Raw genomic sequence first — 23,037 nt, 5'->3', positions numbered from 1 at the left:
CTAAGGGCTCAGCCGTCGTAGCTGTCGTACGCCCGCAGGTCCCGGTCCGTGGCGAACCACAGCGCCTCGGGGAGCTGGAACGTCGCGAAGATGTAGTTGCCCATCGGCAGCCAGTAGTGGTAGTCCTCCGGCGTCGCACCCTGGAACACCAGGACCATCTGCCAGGTGTCGACGTAGAGGATCCACACCCGACGCTTCCGGGTCGTCCCGCCGTCGTCGAAGGTGTAGATCCGCTCGATCTTGACGAGGTTGCTGAGCACGTCGTCCTTGGCCTTCTCTACCTGGTAGTTGGCGAGCTGGGCCAGGCCGGCCTCGACGCCCTCACGCAGGACGTCGAGATCCTCGGCGACGACGTGCTCGTCGAGCTTGCTCACCCAGGCGGCGAAGTAGGTGTCCGGCGGTTCCTCGGGAGCGAACATGACTCCCTCGCGGTCGCCGTCCAGGTCGTACTGGTGCCAGTCCCAGGGGTAGCGGAAGGTGAACCGGCCGAGCGGGTCCTGGTACGTGCTGACACCGGTGAACCGGGGGCGGCCCTCGCGCGCCGTCTTCGTCACTGTGTCGCCTCCTGTGTCGTGGGCGTGGAGAGGACCGGCGGAGCTGGAACCTCCGTCAACGGCGTCGCACCCTTGAGCTGGAGCTGGTCGGCGAAGTGGCACGCGGCCAGGTGGTTCCCGCCAACGTCCCGCAGCTGCGGAGTCTCCTTCTTGCAGATCTCCTGGGCGTAGGGGCAGCGGGGGTGGAAGTAGCACCCCGATGGCGGGTTGGCCGGGCTCGGCACCTCGCCGGACAAGACAGTCGGCCGTACCCGGTTTCGCGGGTCCGGCTTGGGCAGCGCGGACAGCAACGCCTCGGTGTACGGCATCTTCGGGTTGTAGAAGAGCTCGTCGGTCGACGCGACCTCGACCACACGACCGACGTACATCACCGCGACGCGGTCGGCGATGTGCTCGACGACGCTGAGGTCGTGGGAGATGAACAGGTACGTCAGGTCGAACCGCTCCTGCAAATCCTCGAGCAGGTTGAGGACCTGCGCCTGGACGGAGACGTCGAGCGCGGAGACCGGCTCGTCGCACACGATCAGCTTCGGGTTCAGCGCCAAGGCGCGAGCGATACCGATCCGCTGGCGCTGGCCACCGCTGAACGCGTGCGGGTAGCGGCTGGCGTGCTCCGGACGCAGACCCACCACCGTGAGCAGCTCGGCCACCCGGTCCTTCAGCGCGCGCCCGCTCAGGGTGTTATTGATGATCATCGGCTCGGCGATGATCCGGCCCACGGTCATCCGGGAGTCCAGTGAGGAGAAGGGGTCCTGGAAGATGATCTGCATCTCCGGCCGGATCCGCCGCAGGGTCTTCGAGTCGGCCTTCTCGACGTTGACCGGACCCAGCTCGCTGTGGTGGAAGATGACCTCCCCCTCGGTCGGCTCCTCCAGCCGCAGGATCGTCCGGCCGGTGGTGCTCTTGCCGCACCCACTCTCGCCCACGATGGCGAACGTCTCCCCGCGCTTGATGGTCAGGTCGACACCGTCGACGGCCCGGACGTGGCCCACGACACGCCTGAGGAATCCCTGCTTGATCGGGAAGTACTTCTTCAGTCCTTTGACCTCGAGCAGAGTGTCGTTCACGATCGATTCCTCCTAGTTGCCCGCGGGGGAGTCGGTGCCGGAGGGCGCGGCGGTGGACGGTTGGGCGTTCGGCGCGGTGCTAGACGCGGCGTCCGCGGGTGTGCTGCCGGGGTAGAGGTGGCAGCGCACCGTGTGGGCGGTGTCGCCGGGGACCGGGGTCTCCAACGGCAGCACCTTGTCGCAGAGGCCCGGCATCGCACTCGGGCAACGCGGATGGAAGGGGCAGCCGGGCACCCGGGAGTAGGGGTCGGGGACGGACCCCTTGATCACCTCGAGCTTCTGTCCACGGTTGACGCCGAGCCGAGGGATCGAGCGCAGCAAGGAGACGGTGTACGGGTGCTTCGGGTTGTAGAAGAGGTCCTCGACGTTCGCCCGCTCGACGACCCGGCCGAGGTACATGACCACCACCTCGTCGCACAGCTGGGCGACCACGCCCATGCTGTGGGTGATGAACATGATGGACATCCCGAAGTCGGCCTGGAGCTCCCGCATGAGCTCCAGGATCTGGGCCTCGGTCGTCACGTCGAGCGCCGTCGTCGGCTCATCGGCGATGAGCAGGGTCGGCGTACACGACAACGCCATCGCGATCATCGCGCGCTGGCGCATACCACCGCTGAGCTGGTGCGGGTAGCTGCGGGCGATCCGCTCGGGGTTCGGCATGCCGACCCGACGCAGGATCTCCACCGCTCGCCGGTGCGCCTCGTCGCGGTCGGAGGTCTGGTGGAGCAGGATCGCTTCCTCGATCTGGTTCCCGACGGTGTAGACCGGGTTGAGCGACGTCATCGGCTCCTGGAAGATCATCGAGATCTCCTGGCCGCGGATCGCTCGGATCTCCGGGCTGTTCGGGTCCATCGCCGTCAGGTCGACGATGCCGCCGTCCAAGGAGTGCTCCTGGCCGCCTTTCCGTTGGCCTTTCTCGGAACGGCGCGTGCCACCGGGCTCGTCCCGCAAGTGGCGCTGCGGCCGGAAGTAGATGTTGCCGCTGACGATGCGTCCGGGCCGCTCGATGATCCGCAGAATCGCCCGGGCGGTCACGCTCTTGCCGCACCCGCTCTCGCCCACGATGCCGAGCACCTTGCCCCGTGGGACGTCGAAGCTCACGCCGTTCAGCGCGCGAACCAGGCCCACCTGGGTGGGGAACTCCACGTGGAGGTCGCGAACGCTCACGACCGTGTCGCTCGGCATCTCGACGTCGGTGGTGGTGCTGACCGTTGCCTCAGTCATTGTCCGGACCCTGCCCTCTTCGCTGGTTGGTCGCTTGCTCACGGGACCGTCGCGGATCAGCCGTACGGGTCCACCGCGTCCCGAACGCCGTCACCGAGGAGCTGGTAGCAGGTGACGGCGATGATGACCGCGAGCGCGGGGATGAGCATCCAGGGGTACTGGGTGACCACCTGGACCTTCTGGGCGTCCTGCAGCAGGACACCCCAGCTCACCGCTGGTGGCAGCATGCCGATGCCGAGGAACGACAGCGAGGTCTCGGCGATGATCGTGCCGGGGATGGCCAGCATGGTGACGACCACCAGGTGGCTCACGGAGTTGGGCACCATGTGCGTCAGGATGATCCGCGTGTGGCCGCTGCCGGCCGCGCGAGCCGCCGCGACGTAGTCGGCGGAGGCGTACGACATGACCTTGCCGCGGACCTGCCGGGCCAGACCGGCCCAGGCCACGAGCGACAGGATCAAGGTGATCAGGAAGTACCGCTTGGTGACCGACATGTCTCGGGGCAGCACCGCGGCCATCGTCGCCCACAGCGGCAGGGTCGGGACCGAGAGGATGATCTCGATCAGCCGCTGGATGATGTTGTCGACCATCCCACCGAAGTAGCCGGAGATGGTGCCGATGATCGCGGCGAGGATGGTGCCGATCGCGACACCGAACAGACCGATCGTGAGCGACACCCGGGACCCGATGAGTGTCCGGGCGAAGACGTCACGGCCATCGAGGTCGGCACCCCACAGGTAGAGCTTGGCCGGCTCCTCGACCGTCATCAGGTGTCGGTCCGTGGTGAACAGGCCGAGGAACTTGTACTCCCACCCCTTGCCGAACCACTGGATCTTGTGGGTGGTGTTGCAGTCGACGACGTAGACGAACTCGAAGTTCTCCTCGTTGAGCTCCTGCCGCTGTCCGCAGATCGCGAGCCCGCCGTCCCAGGTGAGCCGCGACGGGGCGGTGTTCTTGTTGTCGGAGTCGACCTGGTTGGGGTCGTTCGGGGCGAGGAACGGCGCGAACAGCGCGATCACGTACATGACCAGGAGGATGAGGCCACCGGCGACCGCGAGCTTGCTCTGCTTGAAGCGCCGCCACATCAGCCGCCACTGCGAGACCTCGCCGACATCGCTCGAACGCTCGGTGGGCTGGGCGGTGGGGTCGTGGGTGGGTTCCTGAACGATTGCCATCAGTGGCTCCCTCTCATTCCGCCGAACGGGCCCGCGGGTCGACCCAGGCCAGCGCGATGTCGGCAAGCAGGTTGCCGATGACCAACAGGATGGACAGGAGCATCAGGACGCTCACCGCGAGGTACATATCCTGGTTGATCAGAGCGTCCAGGAACAACGGCCCGATCGTCGGCAGGTTGAGCACGATGCCGACGATCGCCTCGCCGGAGATGATGACCGGGAGCGTCGTACCCGCGGCCATGATCAGCGGGTGGACGGCGTTCCGCACCGCGTGCTTCCAGATGACCCGGCGCTCGAGAACCCCCTTCGCGCGCGCGGTCTGGATGTACTGCTGGTTGAGGACGTCGAGCAGGTTGGCTCGCATGACACGGGTGAGCCAGGCGGTGCTGCTCGCGGAGATGACGACGAGCGGGATCCACAGGTGCTTGAGGAGGTCGACGAACTTCGCGAAGCTCCACGGCTTCTCCTCGAAGTCAACCGAGAAGAGCCCGCCGACGTCCATCCCGAGGAACCGCGCCGCGAAGACGAGCACGATCAGAGCGAGCAGGAACTCGGGGATGGCGACACCGATGAACTGGAAGAGCGTGATGACGTAGTCGAGCGGCGAATATCGGTGGGTCGCTGAGTAGACACCGATGGGTATCGCGATGAGCCAGGCGAGGATGAGCGAGGTGCCGGCGAGCAGGACGGTGTAGCCCATCCGGCCCCAGATCAGCTCGGACACCTCGGTCCGGTGGGTGAACGACTGCCCGAAGTCGCCCACGATGAAGCCGCTAGCCCACTTGCCGTACTTCACCAGGACGGGATCGTTCATGCCGTAGCGCTCTTCGAGCGCCTTGATCTGGTCCTCGGACACGTTGTTGCCGATGCTGCGCAGCCGCTGGATCTCGGCCGTCAGCGCGTCGCCGGGAGGCGCCTCGATGAGGATGAAGCTGACGATCGAGATGACGAAGAGCGTCACCACCATGTAGAGGCAGCGCCGGACAATGAAGGCAACCATCGCGGGTGTCTCCCCCAGTCAGTTGGCTCGTGGTCTGACAGGTGCTCGTCGGGGGCGCGGTAGGGGGCCGCTCCGAGGGGCGGCCCCCTAGTCGCACCACGGCGCGCCTACGGCTGGTGCTGCTCCGGGTTCTCCCAGTAGTAGGTCTCCGGGTCGTAGACCGCGGGCGTCGGGTGGATCCACGGGTTGGCGAAGCCACCCTGCGCGAGGTTCTCCCGGCGCGGGACGTTGCGCAGATCCTTCTTCGCGAGGATGACGCGTGGCGTGTTGGCCACGGTGCCCATGAAGAACGGACCGTGCTCGATGTGGATCTTGATCATGTCCCAGACCAAGCGGTGCCGGGTCATCTCGTCCGGCTCGACCCGGGTCTGGTCGTAGAGCTTCCACAGCTGCTCGATCGGCCCGCCGGGCTCGGGCTCCATCCGCGGCGGAGTCCGCTTGTACGGGTCGACATCGAGCTCGGTCTTCTCCTCGGGGGTGCCGCGGACGTTGTACCACTGACCCTCGAGCGGCGCCCACCGCTCGGACTCGATCGGCACCAGCCACTGCGGGTAGACCAGGTGGTTCGGGCCGTCGCCGACCTCCCACGCCGTGGTGGAGGTGAGCCGACCGGCCTTCCACTGGTCACTCCAGCCCTCCGGCGCGACGGGGTTGAGTCGGGCGTCGATACCGATCGCCTTCCAGTGCTGGGCGAGGAGCTGGTTCTTCTGGATGTGCTCCTGGGCGGTGTTGGCTGGGTAGTCCAGCGTGATCCGCAGCTTGGAGCCGTCGGGGAACTCCCGGAGCCCGTCGCCGTCCTTGTCGACGACCCCGAGCTCGTCGAGCATCTTCTTGGCCGTCTCGGGGTCGTACTTGACCGCCGAGTCGCGCCACTCCTGGTAGATCCGCTTGCCCTCGTCGTTGATGACGTACTCGATGGCCTTCGGGCTCAGCGTCCCGGTCGTGGGCTCACCGGTGGTGAAGTAGACGGACTTCTGGATCTCCGCGCGGTTGACGGCGAGCGAGAGCGCCTTGCGGAACTTGGGCTCACGGATGAGCTTGCGGAACTTCTCGTCGGGGTGGTCGTAGTTGAAGAAGAACATCGACCCCGTACCCGAGCCGCCGTCCCAGAGGATGACCTCCAGGTTGGACGTCGACTCCGTCCGCTTCATGGTGGAGATGTCGGCGACGTCCGTGGAGTAGAAGGGGCCGTGGACGTAGTCCAGCTTGCCCTGCTGTATCTGCAGCTTGCCGACTTCCTTGTCGGCCACGATCGACATGGTCAGCTGGTCGATGTAGGGCAGCTGGTCGCCGTTCGGCATCACGGCGTAGTAGTACGGGTTGCGCTCCCAGACGATGGAGCGGCCCTCAGTGTGGGACTTCAGCTTCCACCCGTTCATCGTGGGGCACTCGGGGTTGCGCGAGAAGTCGACCTTCTGCTCGAACAACCCGCCGGCCTCGGCCCAGTTCTTAGGAACGTTCGGGTTGTACTTGGGGTGGAACTGCTTGGCGTAGTGGGCCGGCGCCATCCACTTGGGGCCGTTGCCGACCGTGCCCTTGACCCACATGGCCAGGCGGTCGGCGGTGAGCGGCGCGGGCGCGTCGAACTTCATGACGAGCGTGTAGTCGTCGGGAGCCTCGAGCGTGGCGACCGTGCCCTTGCCGGACTTGCACTCATCTGGCGGGGTGTCGGTGTGCTCCTCGTTGAGGACCATGTCCTCCCACCAGAACATGATGTCCGCGGTGGTCCACGGGTGGCCGTCCGACCACTTCAGACCCTTGCGGAAGTGGAGGGTCCACTCGGTGGCGTCCTCGTTGGACTCCCAGCTCTCGACCAGGCCGGGCCCGATGTCCAGTCCGTCGTTGAGCCAGCGGAGCAGGGAGTGCCCGTACATGTACTCCTTGTTCGACGCGGCGATGGCGCCACCGCTGGCCTTGTCGCTGATCATCAGCAGCTGGCCGCCGTACTTGCCCGGCTTCACCCAACGGTGCGGGATCACGTACGGGTTCTCCGGGAGCCGCTCCTCGACCGGCGGCAGCTCGCCCTTCTCGACGAGCTCCTTCAGCATCGGCGCTTCCTGGAAGGACGCCGGCTTGGGCAAGGGCTTGGTCTCGGATCCCTTCTGGGACGGGTCGCTGGTGGCCTTGCCGTTGTCGCCACCCTGCCCGGAGGAACCCGTCTGGTTGTTTGCGTTACTCGAGCAGGCGCCCAGCATGACGGCGCCCGCGGCGGCGGCGGAAGTGTAGAGGAACGTACGACGGTCAAGCGTCGCCTTCTCAGTCATCAGGGTGTGCCCTTTCGTCCAAGGGGCCACGAGCCCGCGTGCTCCCAGTCCCCTGGAGGCGCGGGCTCCACGTGGATCGACCACCAAAGCGGCCCCACCGCGGGGCGCCGTCGCGGACACCCCGGCCGCTTCGGTGTGCGCTGGTTATCGGTGTGCGCAGGTTGGTGGAAGAGGGTCGTGGGCTGTCGGTCATGACCGCCGGGGTCCCGGCTCGGAGGCAACCATGGCCTGCCGCGAGCGGGACGCCTGGTGTCGTGACGTGGGTCATGCACAGCTCACGAAGATCGGCGAGGCGGGCGCGGGGCGACGAGCCGGGGACGGGCAAGAAAGGGTGCCGCGGCCTGAGGAGGTACTCCCGCTGCGGTCCCATTCCGTTGCGCGTGCTGGCTCCGTCATTGCGTCGCGACCGTCTCGTTACCTCTTCCGGACACGGTGTAGGCACGGCCCGGGGAGACTCCAGGGCCGCTCAATTTTCGGGCATGTTAAGGCCAGGCGGCCTGCGTTCCAAGAGGGGGACATCGAGTTGTCATCTTCTCTCGGCTCGTCGCTACCTCAGGTAATCGGGCTATGACGGAAGGCGACCGTTTTCGGCGGTGTGTTATGCCGGTCTGGGAGCGATCTCAGAGAGTTGGGCGTACACGCCCTCACCTGGTGTCAGGTCGTCGCTGCGGAGCGAGAAGAGTGGCGCCAGGTCGGCTCTCGCGGTGCCTGGCCTGGCGAATTCGCCGCGCTGAGAGCTGTGGCAGAGGACCTGACAAGAGGAGTGACCGGATCCGGCTGGCCGATTCCGGTCAGCCGGATCGTGGTCGTCCGGCCGGACGAGGGGCGGCGGCGAGACCCTCGCCGCGTCCTGGGTCGGCCGCTCCCGGGCCAGCGGGAGCCCTCCCGTAGGAATCGCCTCTCGCGTTTAGAGGTCTGTGTACTCGAGCTCGTTCTGTCGATTCTGTCGCGCTCACCTCCGGTATTTTCGAGGGATTGTTTCCTCGTGTTCTAGCTGAATTTCATCGCCGGATCTCGGAAAGCAATTCGTGATACCACAATCGTTCTGGAGAGAATGTCTTCGAAATGACACAGGTGAGGCGACGTGTGATTCGCTGGGGGGGTGTTCGGGCGCACGGTCGCCGAGTCACGCGGCACTCGTGGAGTGGTCCACAAGGTGGGGCCTCGTCGCCTCCGATGTCTCCTCTGGTGATCTGGTGACCGACAGCGGTCGGTAGCCACTAGGCTGCGGAAGGTGTATCGACGAGTCCTGGTGCGGCTGGCGATGGCGGTCGCGATTCTCGTGGCCATCGCCCTCGTGGGCGGGGCGACGGGTGTCGTGGTCGGAGTACGCCGGTCGCTCCCCGACTACGACGGTGAGGCCAGCCTGTCGGGTCTGACCGCGAAGGTCCAGATCCACCGTGACGCCCACGGCATCCCCCAGGTCTACGCGGACACCCCGGAGGACCTGTTCCGGGCCCAGGGCTACGTCCACGCCCAGGACCGCTTCTACGAGATGGATTTCCGCCGACACCTCACCGCCGGTCGGCTCGCCGAGTGGTTCGGTGAGGAGCTGGTGGAGACCGACGCGTTGGTCCGCACTCTCGGCTGGCGACGGACAGCCGCCCGGGAGCTCTCGACGCTCTCCCCCCAAGTTCGGGGCTACCTCCAGGCCTACGCCGAGGGCGTCAACGCCTACCTCGCCGAGCACAGTGGTTCGCGCCTGTCCGTGGAGTACACCTTCGGCGCTCTGGGACCTCCGGAGCGCCCAGAGCCGTGGACGCCGGTCGACTCCCTGGCGTGGCTGAAGGCCATGGCGTGGGACCTGCGGTCAAACCTGGACGACGAGATCGATCGGGCGCTCACCGCCGCACGCCTCCCCGAGGAGCGGGTGGCCGAGCTCTATCCGGAGTACCCGTACGACCGGCACCCGCCCATCGTCGCTGTCCCACCGAGCACCGCCGCCACCATCGCCCGGCGGCCACCGCTACCAGCAGGCACCGAGGACGCGCTCCGTCGCCTTCGCGCTCTCCTCGATGCCAGTGCGCTGCCCGACAGCGCCGGCGTCGGTGCGGGTCTGGGGTCGAACTCGTGGGTCGTGTCGGGGGCGCTCACCGTGAGTGGAAAGCCGCTGCTGGCCAACGACCCACATCTGGCTCCAGGTATGCCGGGGATCTGGTACCAGATCGGGTTGCACTGCCGGCGGCTCTCGGACGCCTGCCGCTACGACGTCGCGGGGTTCGGCTTCGCGGGTCTGCCGGGCGTCGTGATCGGCCACAACGACCGCATCGCCTGGGGTTTCACCAACCTCGGCCCGGACGTCATGGACCTCTACGTCGAGCGACTCGACAACGACACCTATCTCTACGACGAGGGTCGCCGTCCGCTGACGGTCCGACAGGAGACCATCCGGGTTCGGGACGCCCAGCCGGTGCGCATCCGCGTGCGGTCCACGCACCACGGGCCGCTGCTCTCCGACGTCCACGAGGAAGTACGGCGGGCGGTCGCCCGCACCGACATCGCCCAGCGGGCCCGGGCCGGGGGATACGAGGTGGGTGTGGCGCTGCGGTGGACCGCGCTCGAGCCCGGGACCACCGCCGAGGCCATCTTCCGCTTGAACACCGCGCGGGACTGGGACGACTTCCGTGCCGCGGCGGCGCTGTTCGACGTCCCAGCGCAGAACATGGTGTACGCCGACGTCGAGGGCAACATCGGGTACCAGGCGCCGGGGCGGATCCCGATCCGGCGAGGCGGGACCGGGCAGTGGCCGGTGCCGGGATGGTCGAGCCGCTTCGAGTGGGAGGGATGGGTGCCGTTCGAGCACCTTCCCCACCTGCTCAATCCGAAGGAGGGCTTCATCGTGACGGCGAACAATGCCGTCGCCACGCCGTCCTACCCGTATCGGCTCGCCGACTTCTGGGACTACGGCTACCGAGCCGACCGCATCAGCAAGCTGGTCCGGGACCGGGTCCGGCGAGGTCAGCTGGACGTCGAGGCGATGCGGGAGATCCAGCTCGACACCTACGACGCCAACGCCGCCTTCCTGGTCCCATACCTCCGCAGGATTCGCGTGGACGAGTTCACCGCTGAGGGGCAGGCCCTGCTCGATGGCTGGGCGTTCACGCAGGAGGTCGAGTCTCCGGCGGCGGCGTTCTTCAACGCCGTCTGGCGAAACCTCCTCGTGCTCACGTTCCACGACGACCTGCCGGCGGGGGTGCGGCCCAATGGCGGCGACCGTTGGTACGAGGTCGTCCGTCGACTGGTCGCCGACCCTGACAACCCATGGTGGGACGACCGGCGCACCAAGGACGTGAAGGAGGACCGCGACACGATCCTGCGCCAAGCCATGGTGGAGGCCCGCAAAGAGCTCACCCGGATCATGGCTCGGAACCCTGAGCGATGGAGCTGGGGACGGATGCACCAGCTGACGCTGGTCAACCCCTCCTTCGGCAACAGCGGCTTCCCGCCGTTGGAGCGGCTGTTCAACCGCGGTCCGTTCGAGATGCCGGGCGGGTCGGAGGCTGTGCTCTCCACCGGATGGCACGCCGAGCGGGGATACGCGGTGACCTCGGTCCCCTCCATGCGCATGGTGGTGGACCTCGGCGACTTCGACCGGTCGGGATGGGTCAACCTCACGGGTGTCTCCGGCCATCCCTCGTCGAGGCACTACACCGACCAACTCGAGGCGTGGTTGGGCGGTCGGCTCCTGCCTTGGGCGTTCTCCCAGGCGGCGGTTCAGCGGGCGGCCCACCACGTTCTGGTCCTCAACCCGTAAGGAGCGAAGAGGACGTCGGTGAGCGAGGGCGATAACGTCGGGTAGGGGACGCCGGGTAGGTGACGCCGGCTAGGGGACGTCGGCTAGGGGAGCGCGTCGTTCGGTGTCGCCGGGAAGCGGAGCAGGCCGGACGGCAGGGCCGCGGCGCGGACCCGCTGGTCGGTGTGCTCACTCGGCACGGGGCCCTCGAGAAGCTCGCCGTCGTGCAGGAGCACGCACGTGAAGGCCTCGGGCGCGACGCGGGGGAGGACCCGGTCGTAGCTGCCACCACCGCGACCGAGCCGCATGCCGGTGCGGTCGACGGCGAGGCCGGGCAGGAGGACGGCGTCCGCGGTCGCCACGGCCTGCGGTCCCAGGCGGGGTCCGGTCGGCTCGAGCAACCCGAAGTGCGCGCGGGCGAGCGCCTCGGGACCTGTGTAGACGCCCCAGTCGAGGTCGCGGTCCGGGCGCAGCACCGGCAAGAGAACGCGCACACCGCGGCGGTGCAGCGCGTCCAAGATCGGCCCGGTTCCCGGTTCGGTGCCGACTCCGACATACGCGGCCACGACCGCGGCACGACTGACTTCGGGCACGCTGAGCAACACGTCACGAAGCGCGACCGCCGCGGCCTGAAGGTCCGCGGGTCGAAGCCTGCCCCGCGCGAGGAGGATCTTTCGCCGGAGTCGCTCCTTCTCCGCGCGGACGTTGTACGGCATGAAGCGCCCACCCCGCATGGTCCGTTATCATCCCTCAACCTTCGCGCGGTCGAAGCCGATCTCCACAAACCCGTGCGCCGGTCGGACACGTTGCACGGGAATTTCCAGCGCTGAGCACGCAAAGTGATCGTTTCTGCGGATCTCCCCTACCCACCGTAGGCGCTGGCCAGGAATGGCGGTGTGAGCCGTGCCGGGCGGTCTCACCCACTAGGGTGCGAGCCATGGCCCAGAATGGTTCAGCGCAGCGCACTGTCACCAAGGCCGTCATCCCCGCGGCTGGGCGGGGCACACGGTTCCTCCCCGCGACGAAGGCGACACCGAAGGAGATGCTCCCCGTCGTCGACAAGCCGGCGATCGAGTACGTCGTCGAGGAGGCAGTCGCCGCCGGGATCGACGACATCCTCATGATCACCGGTCGGGGGAAGCGGGCGCTGGAGGACCACTTCGACCGGGCATACGAGCTCGAGCACGAGCTACGTCAGAAGGGCGACATGGACAAGCTCGCCGAGGTGCAGAGGTCCAGTCAGCTCGCTGACGTCCACTACGTCCGGCAGGGCGATCCGAAAGGGCTCGGTCACGCCGTGCTGTGCGCGGAGAAGCACGTCGGGCGGCAGCCGTTCGCGGTCCTGCTCGGAGACGACCTCATCGACGAACGCGACCCGCTGCTGCCCACCATGATCGAGGTGCAGAAGCGCAAGGGCGGGAGCGTCGTGGCGCTCATCGAGGTCGATCCGTCCCAGGTCTACCTCTACGGCTGCGCCGCGGTCGAGCCGACGGATGAGGAGGGCGTGGTCCGGGTCACGGACCTGGTCGAGAAGCCCGACGTCGAGGACGCCCCCAGCAATCTGGCGATCATCGGCCGCTACGTGCTCACGCCGGAGGTGTTCGACATCCTTCGGGAGACGCCACCTGGGCGAGGGGGCGAGATCCAGCTCACCGACGCGCTCCGCACGCTCGCGCGTCGACCGGAGAGCGACGGTGGTCCGGTCCACGGTGTCCTGTTCCGTGGTCGGCGGTACGACACCGGCGACAAGGCCGACTACCTCCGCGCGATCGTGCGGTTGGCCTGCGACCGTGAGGACCTCGGGCCCTCCTTCCTCGCGTGGCTCAAGGACTTCGTCGCCGAGCGGTCCGGCGACCCGGCGAATGGGGCGGATCGCGCGTGAGGACCGTCGACGAGCACCTCGCGACCGTGCTCGCGGGGATCCGTGAGCTGCCGCCGATCGAGCAGCGTCTCCTCGACGCCCACGGATGCACGCTCTGCGAGGACGTCGTCGCGAACCTCGACCTGCCGGCGTTCGACAACGCCGCGATGGACGGCTACGCGGTCCACCGGGCCGACGTGATCGGCGCGCGACCGAACCGTCCCGTGGTCCTCCCCGTCGTGGGCGACGTGCCGGCCGAGGAAGGACCGGTCCAGGTCCTCCCGGCCGGCCTGGCCATGCGCATCATGACCGGCGCTCCGATTCCGTCTGGCGCCGACACGGTGATCCCGGTGGAGTGGACCGACGGTGGGATCGCCAAGGTCGCGATCCAGCGCGAGCCCGGCCCCAACACCTTCATCCGGCGACGTGGGGAGGACGTCCGCGCCGGCGAGCCCATCGCCTGGGCGGGCACCCGCCTCGACGCGCGGAAGGTGGCGGTGCTCGCCGCGCTCGGCCGGGAGGCCGTCGTCGTGCGGCCGCGGCCGCGGGTCGTGGTCTTGTCGACCGGATCCGAGCTCCGCGAGCCCGGCCAGCCGCTCAGCGAGGGGACGATCTACGACGCCAACAGCTTCGCCCTCGCCGCCGCGGTTCGCGAGGCCGGCGGGATCCCCTACCGGGTCGGCGTGGTTCCCGACGACGAGCAGCGGTTCCTGCGCGTCCTCGAGGAGCAGCTGGTCCGCGCCGACCTGGTGATCACCAGTGGAGGGGTCAGCGTCGGCGCCTACGACACGGTCAAGCTCGCTCTCCAACACCTCGGCACGGTCGAGTTCACCAAGGTCGCGATGCAGCCGGGGATGCCGCAGGGGTTCGGTGTCATCGGCGACGACGAGACCCCGATCTTCACGCTGCCGGGGAACCCCGTGAGCGCCTTCGTGTCGTTCCACGTCTTCGTGCTCCCGGCGCTCCGCAAGATGATGGGCGTGACGCCGTACGTCCGGCCGACTGTGCGGGCCACGACGACGGCCGGTTGGCGGAGCTCGGTGGGTCGGCGGCAGTACGCTCGGATGGCGTACACCGTCGCGCCGGACGGATCGGCGCTGGTGCGCCCGGTCAGCGGGGCCGGCTCTCACCTGGTGACGGGTCTCGGCCGCGCCAACGCCCTCGCCATCGTCCCGGAGGACGTGGGCGAGGTGCCGGCGGGCGCCACGCTGGAGGTCATGCTCCTCGACCCCTGACCAGCGGATCTGGGCTGAGCTGGCTCGCGCGACGCGACGATGTCGTCGTGACAGGACGGTCGGTGCGTGGACGCGCACCGGATCGGCGAGGAAAGTGCGATGTCTGAACAGCCGGCGCCCGGCGCCACCGCCAAGCCGACGCTGACGCACGTCGACGAGACCGGCGCCGCCCGAATGGTCGACGTGTCGGCGAAGGCTGTCAGTACCCGAACCGCCCGTGCGCGCGGCAAGGTCGTCGTCTCCGCTGAGGTGGTCGAGCTCCTGCGGCAGCGCGGGCTGGCCAAGGGCGACGCGCTCGCGGTCGCCAGGATCGCCGGGATCATGGGGGCGAAGAAGACACCCGACCTGGTGCCGCTGTGTCATCCGATCGGACTGACCGGGGTGGAGGTCGACCTCGACGTCCGCGACGACGGGGTCGAGGTCTCCGCTGTGGCGCGCACGACCGACCGGACGGGTGTGGAGATGGAGGCCCTGACCGCGGTGATGGTCGCTTCCCTGGCGCTCGTCGATATGGTCAAGGCTGTCGACCCCGCGGCGGTCGTGACCGACGTGCGGGTCGTGGAGAAGACCGGCGGCGCGTCCGGCGATTGGAGGCGACCGGAGTGAGAGCGTACGTGCTCACCGTCTCCAACCGGGCCGCCCAGGGCGTCTACCCGGACCGGGCGGGCCCCATCCTGGTCGACGGGCTGCGTGCGCTGGGGTTCGCGGTCGACGGCCCCGAGGTTGTCCCCGACGGCGAGCCGGTGCTGGCCGCCCTGCGAGAGGCAGTCGCGGCGGCGTATGACGTCGTTCTCACCACGGGCGGCACCGGCCTGAGCCCGACGGACCAGACGCCTGAGATGACCCGGCGGCTCGTCGACGTCGAGATCCCGGGAATCGCCGAGATGATCCGGGCCTACGGCGTCTCGAAGGGCATCCCCGGGGCGGCCCTCTCCCGTGGGGTCGCCGGGCTGGCGGGCTCGACGATCATCATCAACCTGCCTGGCTCGGTCGGCGCCGCCCGCGACGGCATCGCCGTTCTCGGGCCGGTGCTCCATCACGCGGTCGAGCAGGTCCACGGTGTCGACCATCCGAGCAGTGGTGACCACGCCGGGGACCCTCCCCGCGAGGGCGCGCAGCCATCCGGCCCGGGTGGCGGTCAGCACGGGGCCGGTACGCCCAGTGCCGGCGACGGTGGCGGCGACGCGCCCGGGACCGGTGTGGGAGGTGCCAGCTGAGCAAGGCGTGGCCAGTGAGACTGTCAGAAGGGCCGGTCGGCCTCCGGCCGCTCCGGCGGAGGGACGCCCGAGCCTGGCGCGAGGTGCGCGCCCGGAACCGCGACTGGCTCCAGCCGTGGGAGCCCACACCGCCGCCTGGGTGTGAACCGCGTCCACGCAGCTTCGGAGCCATGCTCCGCGACCTCCGCGCCCAGGCGCGCGCGGGTCAGTGCCTGCCCTTCGCCATCACCTACACCGAGCCCGACGAGGAGCATGGCGGGACCGAGCGGTTCGTCGGTCAGCTGACCGTCAGCGGGATCACCTTCGGCTCCGCGCGGTGGGGACACATCGGCTACTGGATCGACCGGGCCTACGCCGGGCGCGGTATCACCCCGACGGCGGTGGCGCTCGCGACCGACTACTGCTTCGACGTCCTCAGGCTGCACCGCATCGAGATCAACATCCGGCCAGAGAACGCTCCGAGCCTTCGCGTGGTGGAGAAGCTGGGCTTCCGGTTCGAGGGCCGACGGCCGAGGTACCTCCACATCGACGGCGACTGGCGTGATCACTTGACGTTCGCGCTGCACGCCGAGGAGGTGCCGGAGGGGTTGCTCAACCGGTGGCGGCGAAGCGTCGCCGCGTCGAGGCATCGCCAAGGTCGAGACATCGCCAAGTCTGACGACACACCGTAGCGCCTGCGACGGTTCACGGCGGTGCTTGCGTAGTTTCTACTCGTGGGTACAGGCCTGATCTATGCGGCGATCGTGGCCGTGTGGGCCGCCTACCTCGTCCCTCTCTGGTTGCGTCAACACGACGAGGAGGTCGCGGCACGGCCGTCCGAGCCTGCCGCTGATCCACGTGCGCGCGTGCTCCCCCGGCGGCGGCGACGTCAGGCCACTCACGGCACATCCGTGGACGAGGGCGCCGAACGGGTGGTGTCCGTTCCGACTCAGTCCCGCGGTGACGGGCCCCCCGCGAAGGTCGGGCGAGGATTCCGCAGTCGGGCTCTGGCGCGCTCCCGCCTCCGTCGGCCGAGCTTCCGTCGGCTGCGTCTCCGCCGACGTGGACTCTCCCCGGCCGCTCGTCGTCGCCGGACGGTCGTGGCCCTGCTCATGCTGACGGTTGTGGTCTGGGTGCTCGCGATCCTCGGGCGGGCACCGGTGTGGGCACCGTCCGTGCCGTTCGCGGCGACGCTCGCGATGCTCGTCGTCTCGGCCGTGGCGGCGCGGCGCGCTCGGCGAGGTGCGAGCCGGGCCGCGGAGCGACGCGTCAGGGTGGTCGCGCAGCGCACCGCCTCTCCGAGGCGATCGTCCGACGGGCGGCCCCGACCCACCGCGGAACAGCAGTCCACGGGCGCCTCGGCGGAGCGCCTGTTGCCGCCACCTCGGCCGGCGCCGAGGAGATCGGAGGCGAGGGACGACGGACGCTGGGACCCGGTGGAGGTTCCGCTACCCCTCTACCTCTCGAAGGCGAAGGCGCCCCGCACGGTGCGGACGGTCGAGCTCGGCTCGCCCGGCACCTGGACCTCCGGCCGTCTCCCTGGGAGGGAGCAGGAATCCAGGTCGGTCGAGTCGCGTGACGTTCTGCTCGACGCCTCCGAGCCGAGCGACTCGCGCGAAGGGAACGGCGACGTCCCCGAGTCCGCCCGGCGCCGGGCTGTCGGCGACTGACACGCGCCCTCGGTGCGCTTCCTCGGTGCCCCTGGCAGTGGACCGCACGGACCGGAGCGCGGGCCACGTCGCGTGGTGGTGCACGGGTTGACCGGGGCGGTACCGGGATGGCCACGTTCGCCCGATCGTGGCGCAAGCGCCTGGGACGACCGCGGGTGTCCGGCTCTCGCGTCGTGGCAGGCCACGTGCGGCGCCCGGTTGGCCCCGCGTGCTATCGTTTCGATCGGCCACTGCGGGGCTACGTGAGAGCCTTGCCGTCGGTCGGCTTGGGGCTGTAGCGCAGTCCGGTAGCGCACCTCGTTCGCATCGAGGGGGTCAGGGGTTCAAATCCCCTCAGCTCCACCAGGTCAGAGGCCCTGTCGGATGCTCCGGCAGGGTTTTCTGCTTGTCCAGCAGCGAAGGACGGCGGCAGAGCACGTCCCAACGCGAGATCACTCCGCGCGCGTCGTGGGCGGCGCTCCCAGGCGCGAAGCGCGCGGCGTGAACGGCACCGCCATCTCGTCGACGCTCCGATCGTTCGTGAGACCAGATCGATCTGGAAGGCCCCGGCTCCTACCCGTCCCCAGGTATGCCCGAGACCCCAGGGATGCCCGAGCCTCCACGGATGTGTGGCAGCAGAGTGAGAGTGCGAGGTAAGCAACTCGGGTTGACAGAGGGCGGTAGTAAGCAACTCGCGACATCGATCGTCACCGGCTCCCAGCTGCGCGAGGACATGGAGAAGGGGGTGTTGGACCGCTTCCGGTCGCTGCCCATCGCCCGCAGCGCACCGCTCGCCGGAGCGTTGCTCACCGGCACCCTTCGCTACGCCATCGGGACCGGCATGACTCTCCTGGTCGGCTTCGCCATCGGGTGGCGACCGGAGGGCGGGTGGTGGCTCGTGCTCGCCGGTCTGCTCGTCATCGTCACGTCGTGGGCGGTGAGCTGGATCTGGGCGCTCCTCGGTGTCGTCCTGCGCAGCGCGGGTGCGGTGCAGGGGATCGGCATCATGATCCTCTTCCCGCTGACGTTCCTCTCCAACGCCTTCGTCCCCGTCGACACCCTGCCCCGGTGGCTCGCCTGGTTCGCGAACGTCAACCCGATCTCGCACCTCGTCACCGCGGTGCGCGAGCTCACCAACGACGGTGTCGTCGGGGCCGATGTCGGCTGGACCCTCGTTGGTGCCGCCGTCTCGTCGCCGTCTTCGCGCCCCTGACCATCCGCGCCTACATGCGCAAGGCGTGAGAAGCGTTCTACGTGGACGACGTCCTGGTCACTCGGTGGTCGACGGCGACGGAACGCGTCCTCGCGCGGACCGGACGGCGGCACTCGCGAGGAGCGCGGCGGCGACGGCGGCGAGGAGGAGGGCGCCGAGGGTGACCGCGTTCTCGAAGGCGGCCACCCGCTCGGCACCCCACGGCGTCCGGGTGAGGCCGCCGGTGACCGACGCGGCGATCACCAGTCCGACCACAGCGATGCCGATGCCGCCGGCGATCTCCTGAGCCGTGTCATTGAGCGCGGCGCCGATCGAGGTGCGTTCGCTGGGGAGCCCGCGCATGACGTTGATGGTGGCGGTGATCATGGCGACGCGCATGCCCGCGGCGATGAGGACGAGGGCCGGAGCGATGAACACGTAGTGGAAGCGGCCGAGCAGTGCGTAGTCGAGCAGCCCGACCAGCACCACGGCCGAACCGATCACACCGGCACGGTCCAGGCCGACCTTCCTGACCACGCGCTCGACGAAGGGCGCGACGGCGATCATCGTGAGCACCTGCGGGAGGGTGCCGAGCGCGGCGAGGACGGGCGGCCATCCCCAGGCGAGCTGGAGCTGCAGGGTGACGGTGTAGCCGACGCCAGCGGTGGCGAGCCCCAGCGCGGCCTGGATGCTCAGTCCGGACGCGACCGGAGGGTGTCGCAGCAATGACACGTCGATGAGGGGGTGCTCGGCCACGTGCAGTCGGACGAGGAAGCCGCCGATCGCTCCGACAGCCGCGAGAGCCGCGACCCACGTCAGCGGATCGTGCCAGCGCGGTCGACGAGCAGCGTCGGCGTCAGCAGGGTGAGCACGACCGCCGCGGTGCCGAGGACGGCGCCGAGCAGGTCGATCGGCACGCGGTGGAGCTCCTCGGGCCGGTCGGGACGGATCCCGAACCGGATGCCGAGGATGGCGAGCGCGGCGATGGGCACGTTGACCAGCAGCAGTGCCTGCCAGGGGGCGATCGAGAGGACGAGCCCTCCCGCGGTCGGGCCGATCATCAAGCCGATGAACCCGACGGTGGAGATCAGCGCCGTTGCTCGGACCCGGAGCGCGTCGTCGTCGAACAGGCGGAACGACAAGGCCATCGAGCCCGGGGCGGTCATCGCCGCGGCGATGCCGACGACCGTCCTGACGGCGATGAGACCCATCGGTTCGGTGACCAGCAGGACGGACAGGCTCGCCAGGCCGAAAAGCGTCAGTCCGAGCAGCATGACCCGGCGCCGGCCGAAGCGATCGGCCACTGACCCGAAGGCCAGCATGAAGCCGCCGAAGACCAACGCGTAGGCGCCGCTCACCCACTGCACCTCGGTCGCGGACGCGGACAGGTCACGCGCGATCGTCGGCAGCGCGACGGTGAGCACGGACGTGTCGAGCATCTCGATCAAGAACACCGCCGCGAGGCCGGTGACCGCGACCCACGCGGCCCGGAGCGATTGTGGGTGCTCGGAGCGATCAGGCGATGCGCTCGGCGGCGCGGCAGTTATGGAGCGGCGTTCCATAACGGCATAGTGGAACGTCGTTCCATTCGTGTCAAGATGGTTCCATGACCGTGCGGCGAACCGCGGGCCGCCGACCGAAGGGCGAATCGCTCACGCGCGACGCCGTTGTGCGGGCCGCGATCGAGATCCTCGACGAGTCCGGTGAACGCGGGCTCACCTTCCGCGCACTCGCCGACCACCTGCGCACCGGGCCCGGCGCGATCTATTGGCACGTCGCGAATCGCGAGGAGCTGCTCGACCTGGCCTGTGACGCCGTCCTCAGCGAGAGCGAGCCCGTCGAGGTGCCCGTCGACGGTGACGAGCTCGACGCGATCCGAGCTCTCGCCTTGCCGCTCTTCGACACGCTCGACGCTCACCCGTGGATCGGCGCGCACCTACCTCGCAGCAGCGGAGTTCCGAGCGCGCTACGCACACTCGACCGCATCGGTACCCTGCTCGCCTCGTTCGGCGTCCCTGCCGACCGGCAGTTCCTGGTCGCGACGGCGATCTTCACGTACGTGCTGGGCACCGCGGCACAGATGACTCGGAACGCCTTGGCGGCCGTTCCGAGCCACACGCGAGACGACTGGCTAACGGAGCTCTCGGCTCGATACCAGGCGGCCGACCCGCACGCCTACCCATTCCTCCGTCGCATCGCCACGGAGATCCGTACCCACGACGACCGCGAGCAGTTCGTCACCGGGCTCGATCTGCTCCTCGCCGGCATCCGAGCGGAGGTGCGCTCGGGAACCTGAACCTTCCCGAAACACCGCTCAGCCCGCGGACACGCCACGGATCCGCGGAGAAGAGCTCGTCGATGAGAAGCGCGATATTCGCCGTAGGTGGGCTTGACGCTGCCTGAGATCCGCCAAGCGCTCGACGCCCTACCGCCAGGGAGTCATCTCTCCTGACGCGTGTCGGCGGCGTCGAGCGCGGGTCGGAGAGGTGCGAGTGCGGAGCGCAGGAGGTCAGGCAGGGAGCCTCTGGGGACGACGAGTCCGGTCGGGGAGGGGAGCTCCGGCGTCACCCACCGCTCCAGGGCGACGTGAACGGCGGCGGCCACGCTCGCGGCGAGGACGTGAGGAGTGACGCTGTCGGCGTCGCCCAGTCTGCTCGCGATGGCGTCGGCGAGGGGGCGCTCGATCGAGCGGGCGGCATCGATGAACGCGTCGCGCAGCGCAGGGCGCGTCGTGACCATGAGCAGGACGTCCCGCGTGGTCTCGTCAGGCTCGGTGTACTGCTCGACGATGGCGTCGACGACGGCGTCCGCGAGCGGGACGTCGGAGGGTCGGGCGGCCACCGCGGCGGCGACCCGTGCCTCTCGATCCGCGGTGATGGCGGCGACGATCGCCTGTTCCCGGCTGGAGAAGTAGTTGTTGTAGGTCCGCGGGGAGACCCCGGCCGCTTCGGCGATGTCGTCGACGCGGACATTCTCCGGCCCGCGTTCGAGCGCGAGCCGAAGCGCCGCCTCACGCAGCGCCTTCCTGGTTGCCTGCTTCTTCCGCTCCCGTAGCCCGCTCGGTCGCGCCGTCACGTGTCTCAGCATCCCATGACCCCTTGCGTTTGCGCAATTTTGCGCATGCGCAAGTTTGCGCGTACGCTGCTTTTCGTCTTCGATCGAGAGGAGTGACATGCGCGCCAAGGGCATCGCCTACGACACTGGGCTGGTCTGTGACGGCGAGATCTCGCGGACGAGCCTCGATCCCGCCGTTGTCACGCGTGAGCTGACCATCATTCGCGACGACCTGCACTGCAACGCCGTCCAGATCATCGGCGGAGATCCGGAACGGCTCGAGCTTGCCGCGACGGCCGCCGCCGAGCTCGGGCTGGAGGTGTGGTTCTCGCCCTACCCGCTCCAGCTGACCGAGGACGAGACCCTGTCGCTGTTCATCGACTGCGCACGACGCGCGGAGCGGCTGCGCCAGGCGGGAGCCGAGATCGTCTTCGTCACGGGCGTTGAGCTGACGATCATGAACCACGGTTTCCTGCCTGGCGACAGCCTTCACGAACGACTGTCGCGCCTCCTCAACGAGGCCGATGGCCGGCAGGAGCGGATCAGCGAGGCCAGCGCCCGACTCGACGACTTCCTCGGCCGGGCCGTGGCGGCGGTGCGCGAGCACTTCCACGGTCGGGTCACCTATGCGGCGATCCCGTTCGAACGTATCGACTGGACCCGCTTCGACATCATGTCCGTCGAGCTGATCCGGTCCGCGGAGGTCGCCGATCGATACCGAGCGGGTGTCCGTGCCCTTGCCGCGCAGGGGATGCCGGTCGCGATCACCGGCTTCGGTGCGTCCACCTACCAGGGCGCTGGTGACGCGGGCGCTCGCGGCATGGAGATCGCCGAGTACGACACGTCCACGCTCACGCCTCTCCGTCTGAACGGCGACTACGTCCGCGACGAGGTCGGTCAGGCCACCTATCTCCGCGAGGTGCTGGAGGTGCTTGAGACCGAAGGAGTCGACGGTGCCTTCGTGTACCTGTTCGCGCTGGAGACCCATCCCCACCGGCCGGACGGCGATCCTCGCGACGACCTCGACCTCGCCAGTCCCGGCATCGTCAAGGTCTTCGAGGACCGGTACGGCCGGACCTACCCAGATATGCGGTGGGAACCCAAGGCCGCGTTCGCCGCGGTCGCCGAGATGTACGGGGGCTGAGCGCGAGCGGCGGACCGCTTCGACGGGGGACGAGGATGTGGCTCACGGTCGGACGTGAGCAAGGGAGCCTTGCCGTGTTAGTGGGTCACGTGGTGGGGGTGGGCGGCACTGTCAGGAATGGGCGCACTTCCAGCCATTCGTGGATCGGCCGTCCACCCGCGCCCGGAGCCGCGGACAGCTCGGCGGCCAGTTCGAGCGCGCGGTCGTAGCTCTCGACGTCGATCACCATCCAGCCGGCGATCAGGTCCTTGGTCTCCGCGAATGGGCCGGCAACGACCGGCGGCTGGCCGTCGCCGCCGTAGCGGACGAACGTCCCCTCCGGTGCCAGCGCCTGGGCGTCGACGAACTCGCCGGTGTCCTTGAGTCGATCGGCGAAGTCGCTCATGTACTGGAGGTGGGCCGCGACCTCCTCCGGCGTCCACTGGTCTATCGGCACGTCGTTGACCGGTGCTGGCGCGCCCCGGTAGTGCTTGAGGAGCAGGTACTTGGCCATCATGTCCTCCTTCGGGCGGTAGGGCCCTCGTGGGTGGTCACTCCGGGAACGGAGCCGCACGCAGTTCCTCGACATGGCCTCGAAGCATCCGCGTTCGATGAGACCACACGCGGCGAGGTTGCACCAAGAGCGACGACGAGGCACGGCGCACCGGCGGTGATGTGACCGATACGAGAGGCCCGGCCTGTCCCGTCAC

21 protein-coding genes and 1 tRNA gene are annotated in these 23,037 nt (G+C 68.8%); 11 read left to right on the top strand and 11 right to left on the bottom strand.

Annotated elements, in window-relative coordinates:
- Positions 1-8: 8 nt before the first annotated feature.
- The 6 genes from DFJ64_RS05770 to DFJ64_RS05745 all read right to left on the bottom strand — a co-directional run bounded on the left by DFJ64_RS05770 (position 9) and on the right by DFJ64_RS05745 (position 7,284).
- Positions 9-554: a hypothetical protein gene (locus DFJ64_RS05770; protein WP_115849512.1), complete on the bottom strand. Its 546-nt coding sequence runs from the start codon at positions 552-554 to the stop codon at positions 9-11.
- Positions 551-1,621, bottom strand: a complete 1,071-nt coding sequence (locus tag DFJ64_RS05765; protein WP_115849511.1) for an ABC transporter ATP-binding protein — start codon at positions 1,619-1,621, stop codon at positions 551-553. Before DFJ64_RS05765 ends, DFJ64_RS05770 begins: the two co-directional genes overlap by 4 nt.
- Positions 1,622-1,633: 12 nt before the next feature.
- Entirely contained in the window at positions 1,634-2,845 is a 1,212-nt protein-coding gene (locus tag DFJ64_RS05760; protein WP_115849510.1) for an ABC transporter ATP-binding protein, read from the bottom strand.
- A gap of 56 nt (positions 2,846-2,901) precedes the next feature.
- Entirely contained in the window at positions 2,902-4,020 is a 1,119-nt protein-coding gene (locus DFJ64_RS05755; RefSeq protein ID WP_115849509.1) for an ABC transporter permease, read from the bottom strand.
- Positions 4,021-4,033: 13 nt separating this feature from the next.
- Positions 4,034-5,020 (bottom strand): ABC transporter permease, encoded by a 987-nt coding sequence (locus DFJ64_RS05750; RefSeq protein ID WP_115849508.1) that lies wholly within the window; start codon positions 5,018-5,020, stop codon positions 4,034-4,036.
- A gap of 107 nt (positions 5,021-5,127) precedes the next feature.
- The gene (locus tag DFJ64_RS05745; protein WP_115849507.1) at positions 5,128-7,284 is read right to left on the bottom strand and encodes an ABC transporter substrate-binding protein; all 2,157 of its coding nucleotides are present in this window, start codon (positions 7,282-7,284) and stop codon (positions 5,128-5,130) included.
- 1,234 nt (positions 7,285-8,518) lie between these two features.
- On the opposite strand from DFJ64_RS05745, the gene DFJ64_RS05740 reads away from it, so the two are divergent.
- Positions 8,519-11,038, top strand: coding sequence for a penicillin acylase family protein (locus tag DFJ64_RS05740; RefSeq protein ID WP_211310507.1), 2,520 nt, complete (start codon positions 8,519-8,521; stop codon positions 11,036-11,038).
- An 83-nt stretch (positions 11,039-11,121) separates the two neighbouring features.
- Here the strand turns inward: DFJ64_RS05740 and DFJ64_RS05735 are convergent, their stop codons facing one another.
- Complete coding sequence (locus DFJ64_RS05735) at positions 11,122-11,751, bottom strand: 5-formyltetrahydrofolate cyclo-ligase (RefSeq protein WP_115849506.1); 630 nt, start codon at positions 11,749-11,751, stop codon at positions 11,122-11,124.
- Positions 11,752-11,954: 203 nt separating this feature from the next.
- Between DFJ64_RS05735 and galU the strand changes: the two genes are divergently transcribed.
- The 8 genes from galU (at position 11,955) to DFJ64_RS05695 (ending at position 18,171) form a co-directional block, all read left to right on the top strand.
- Positions 11,955-12,899 (top strand): UTP--glucose-1-phosphate uridylyltransferase GalU, encoded by a 945-nt coding sequence (gene galU, locus DFJ64_RS05730; protein WP_115849505.1) that lies wholly within the window; start codon positions 11,955-11,957, stop codon positions 12,897-12,899.
- The gene (gene glp / locus DFJ64_RS05725) at positions 12,896-14,113 is read left to right on the top strand and encodes a molybdotransferase-like divisome protein Glp (RefSeq protein ID WP_115849504.1); all 1,218 of its coding nucleotides are present in this window, start codon (positions 12,896-12,898) and stop codon (positions 14,111-14,113) included. The genes galU and glp overlap by 4 nt, the downstream gene beginning before the upstream one ends.
- Positions 14,114-14,212: 99 nt before the next feature.
- The gene (gene moaC / locus DFJ64_RS05720; RefSeq protein ID WP_115851849.1) at positions 14,213-14,719 is read left to right on the top strand and encodes a cyclic pyranopterin monophosphate synthase MoaC; all 507 of its coding nucleotides are present in this window, start codon (positions 14,213-14,215) and stop codon (positions 14,717-14,719) included.
- Positions 14,716-15,330 (top strand): MogA/MoaB family molybdenum cofactor biosynthesis protein, encoded by a 615-nt coding sequence (locus DFJ64_RS05715; protein WP_115851850.1) that lies wholly within the window; start codon positions 14,716-14,718, stop codon positions 15,328-15,330. Before moaC ends, DFJ64_RS05715 begins: the two co-directional genes overlap by 4 nt.
- A gap of 14 nt (positions 15,331-15,344) precedes the next feature.
- Positions 15,345-16,001 carry a GNAT family N-acetyltransferase gene (locus tag DFJ64_RS05710; protein WP_115849503.1) on the top strand — a complete coding sequence of 219 codons (657 nt, stop codon included), beginning with the start codon at positions 15,345-15,347 and terminating at the stop codon, positions 15,999-16,001.
- Positions 16,002-16,043: 42 nt separating this feature from the next.
- Positions 16,044-16,979, top strand: coding sequence for a divisome protein SepX/GlpR (sepX, locus tag DFJ64_RS20280; RefSeq protein ID WP_484417987.1), 936 nt, complete (start codon positions 16,044-16,046; stop codon positions 16,977-16,979).
- A 268-nt stretch (positions 16,980-17,247) separates the two neighbouring features.
- Positions 17,248-17,324 (top strand) — tRNA-Ala (locus DFJ64_RS05700).
- Between the two features lie 280 nt (positions 17,325-17,604).
- The gene (locus DFJ64_RS05695; RefSeq protein WP_211310506.1) at positions 17,605-18,171 is read left to right on the top strand and encodes an ABC transporter permease; all 567 of its coding nucleotides are present in this window, start codon (positions 17,605-17,607) and stop codon (positions 18,169-18,171) included.
- A 57-nt stretch (positions 18,172-18,228) separates the two neighbouring features.
- Here DFJ64_RS05695 and DFJ64_RS19655 read toward each other — a convergent pair whose 3' ends face one another.
- Both DFJ64_RS19655 and DFJ64_RS19650 read right to left on the bottom strand, forming a co-directional pair.
- Positions 18,229-18,906, bottom strand: coding sequence for an MFS transporter (locus tag DFJ64_RS19655; protein ID WP_211310505.1), 678 nt, complete (start codon positions 18,904-18,906; stop codon positions 18,229-18,231).
- A 59-nt stretch (positions 18,907-18,965) separates the two neighbouring features.
- Positions 18,966-19,712, bottom strand: coding sequence for an MFS transporter (locus DFJ64_RS19650; protein WP_211310504.1), 747 nt, complete (start codon positions 19,710-19,712; stop codon positions 18,966-18,968).
- Between the two features lie 44 nt (positions 19,713-19,756).
- Here DFJ64_RS19650 and DFJ64_RS05685 point away from each other — a divergent pair, with 44 nt between their 5' ends.
- On the top strand, positions 19,757-20,446 hold the full coding sequence (locus DFJ64_RS05685; protein WP_115849501.1) for a TetR/AcrR family transcriptional regulator: 690 nt from the start codon (positions 19,757-19,759) through the stop codon (positions 20,444-20,446).
- A 143-nt stretch (positions 20,447-20,589) separates the two neighbouring features.
- Here the strand turns inward: DFJ64_RS05685 and DFJ64_RS05680 are convergent, their stop codons facing one another.
- Positions 20,590-21,225, bottom strand: coding sequence for a TetR/AcrR family transcriptional regulator (locus tag DFJ64_RS05680; RefSeq protein WP_245940961.1), 636 nt, complete (start codon positions 21,223-21,225; stop codon positions 20,590-20,592).
- A gap of 97 nt (positions 21,226-21,322) precedes the next feature.
- On the opposite strand from DFJ64_RS05680, the gene DFJ64_RS05675 reads away from it, so the two are divergent.
- A complete protein-coding gene (locus tag DFJ64_RS05675; RefSeq protein WP_115849499.1) occupies positions 21,323-22,348 on the top strand; it encodes a glycoside hydrolase family 113 protein in 1,026 nt (341 codons plus the stop codon).
- An 85-nt stretch (positions 22,349-22,433) separates the two neighbouring features.
- Here DFJ64_RS05675 and DFJ64_RS05670 read toward each other — a convergent pair whose 3' ends face one another.
- The gene (locus DFJ64_RS05670) at positions 22,434-22,841 is read right to left on the bottom strand and encodes a YciI family protein (protein WP_115851848.1); all 408 of its coding nucleotides are present in this window, start codon (positions 22,839-22,841) and stop codon (positions 22,434-22,436) included.
- Positions 22,842-23,037 lie beyond the last annotated feature (196 nt).

The organism is Thermasporomyces composti (genome assembly GCF_003386795.1).
GTDB classification, from domain to species: domain Bacteria; phylum Actinomycetota; class Actinomycetes; order Propionibacteriales; family Actinopolymorphaceae; genus Thermasporomyces; species Thermasporomyces composti.
The sequence above is the reverse complement of the archived record's forward strand: the minus strand, read 5'-3'. Positions and strand labels throughout refer to the sequence as shown.

Excerpts from the sequence above, each read along its gene's own strand:
- DFJ64_RS05760 (WP_115849510.1), bottom strand. The coding sequence starts at position 2,845 with ATGACTGAGGCAACGGTCAGCACCACCACCGACGTCGAGATGCCGAGC.
- DFJ64_RS05755 (WP_115849509.1), bottom strand. The coding sequence starts at position 4,020 with ATGGCAATCGTTCAGGAACCCACCCACGACCCCACCGCCCAGCCCACC.
- DFJ64_RS05750 (WP_115849508.1), bottom strand. The coding sequence starts at position 5,020 with ATGGTTGCCTTCATTGTCCGGCGCTGCCTCTACATGGTGGTGACGCTC.
- DFJ64_RS05745 (WP_115849507.1), bottom strand. The coding sequence starts at position 7,284 with ATGACTGAGAAGGCGACGCTTGACCGTCGTACGTTCCTCTACACTTCC.
- DFJ64_RS05735 (WP_115849506.1), bottom strand. The coding sequence starts at position 11,751 with ATGCGGGGTGGGCGCTTCATGCCGTACAACGTCCGCGCGGAGAAGGAG.
- galU (WP_115849505.1), top strand. The coding sequence starts at position 11,955 with ATGGCCCAGAATGGTTCAGCGCAGCGCACTGTCACCAAGGCCGTCATC.
- moaC (WP_115851849.1), top strand. The coding sequence starts at position 14,213 with ATGTCTGAACAGCCGGCGCCCGGCGCCACCGCCAAGCCGACGCTGACG.
- DFJ64_RS19650 (WP_211310504.1), bottom strand. The coding sequence starts at position 19,712 with ATGGAACGCCGCTCCATAACTGCCGCGCCGCCGAGCGCATCGCCTGAT.
- DFJ64_RS05685 (WP_115849501.1), top strand. The coding sequence starts at position 19,757 with ATGACCGTGCGGCGAACCGCGGGCCGCCGACCGAAGGGCGAATCGCTC.
- DFJ64_RS05675 (WP_115849499.1), top strand. The coding sequence starts at position 21,323 with ATGCGCGCCAAGGGCATCGCCTACGACACTGGGCTGGTCTGTGACGGC.
- DFJ64_RS05670 (WP_115851848.1), bottom strand. The coding sequence starts at position 22,841 with ATGGCCAAGTACCTGCTCCTCAAGCACTACCGGGGCGCGCCAGCACCG.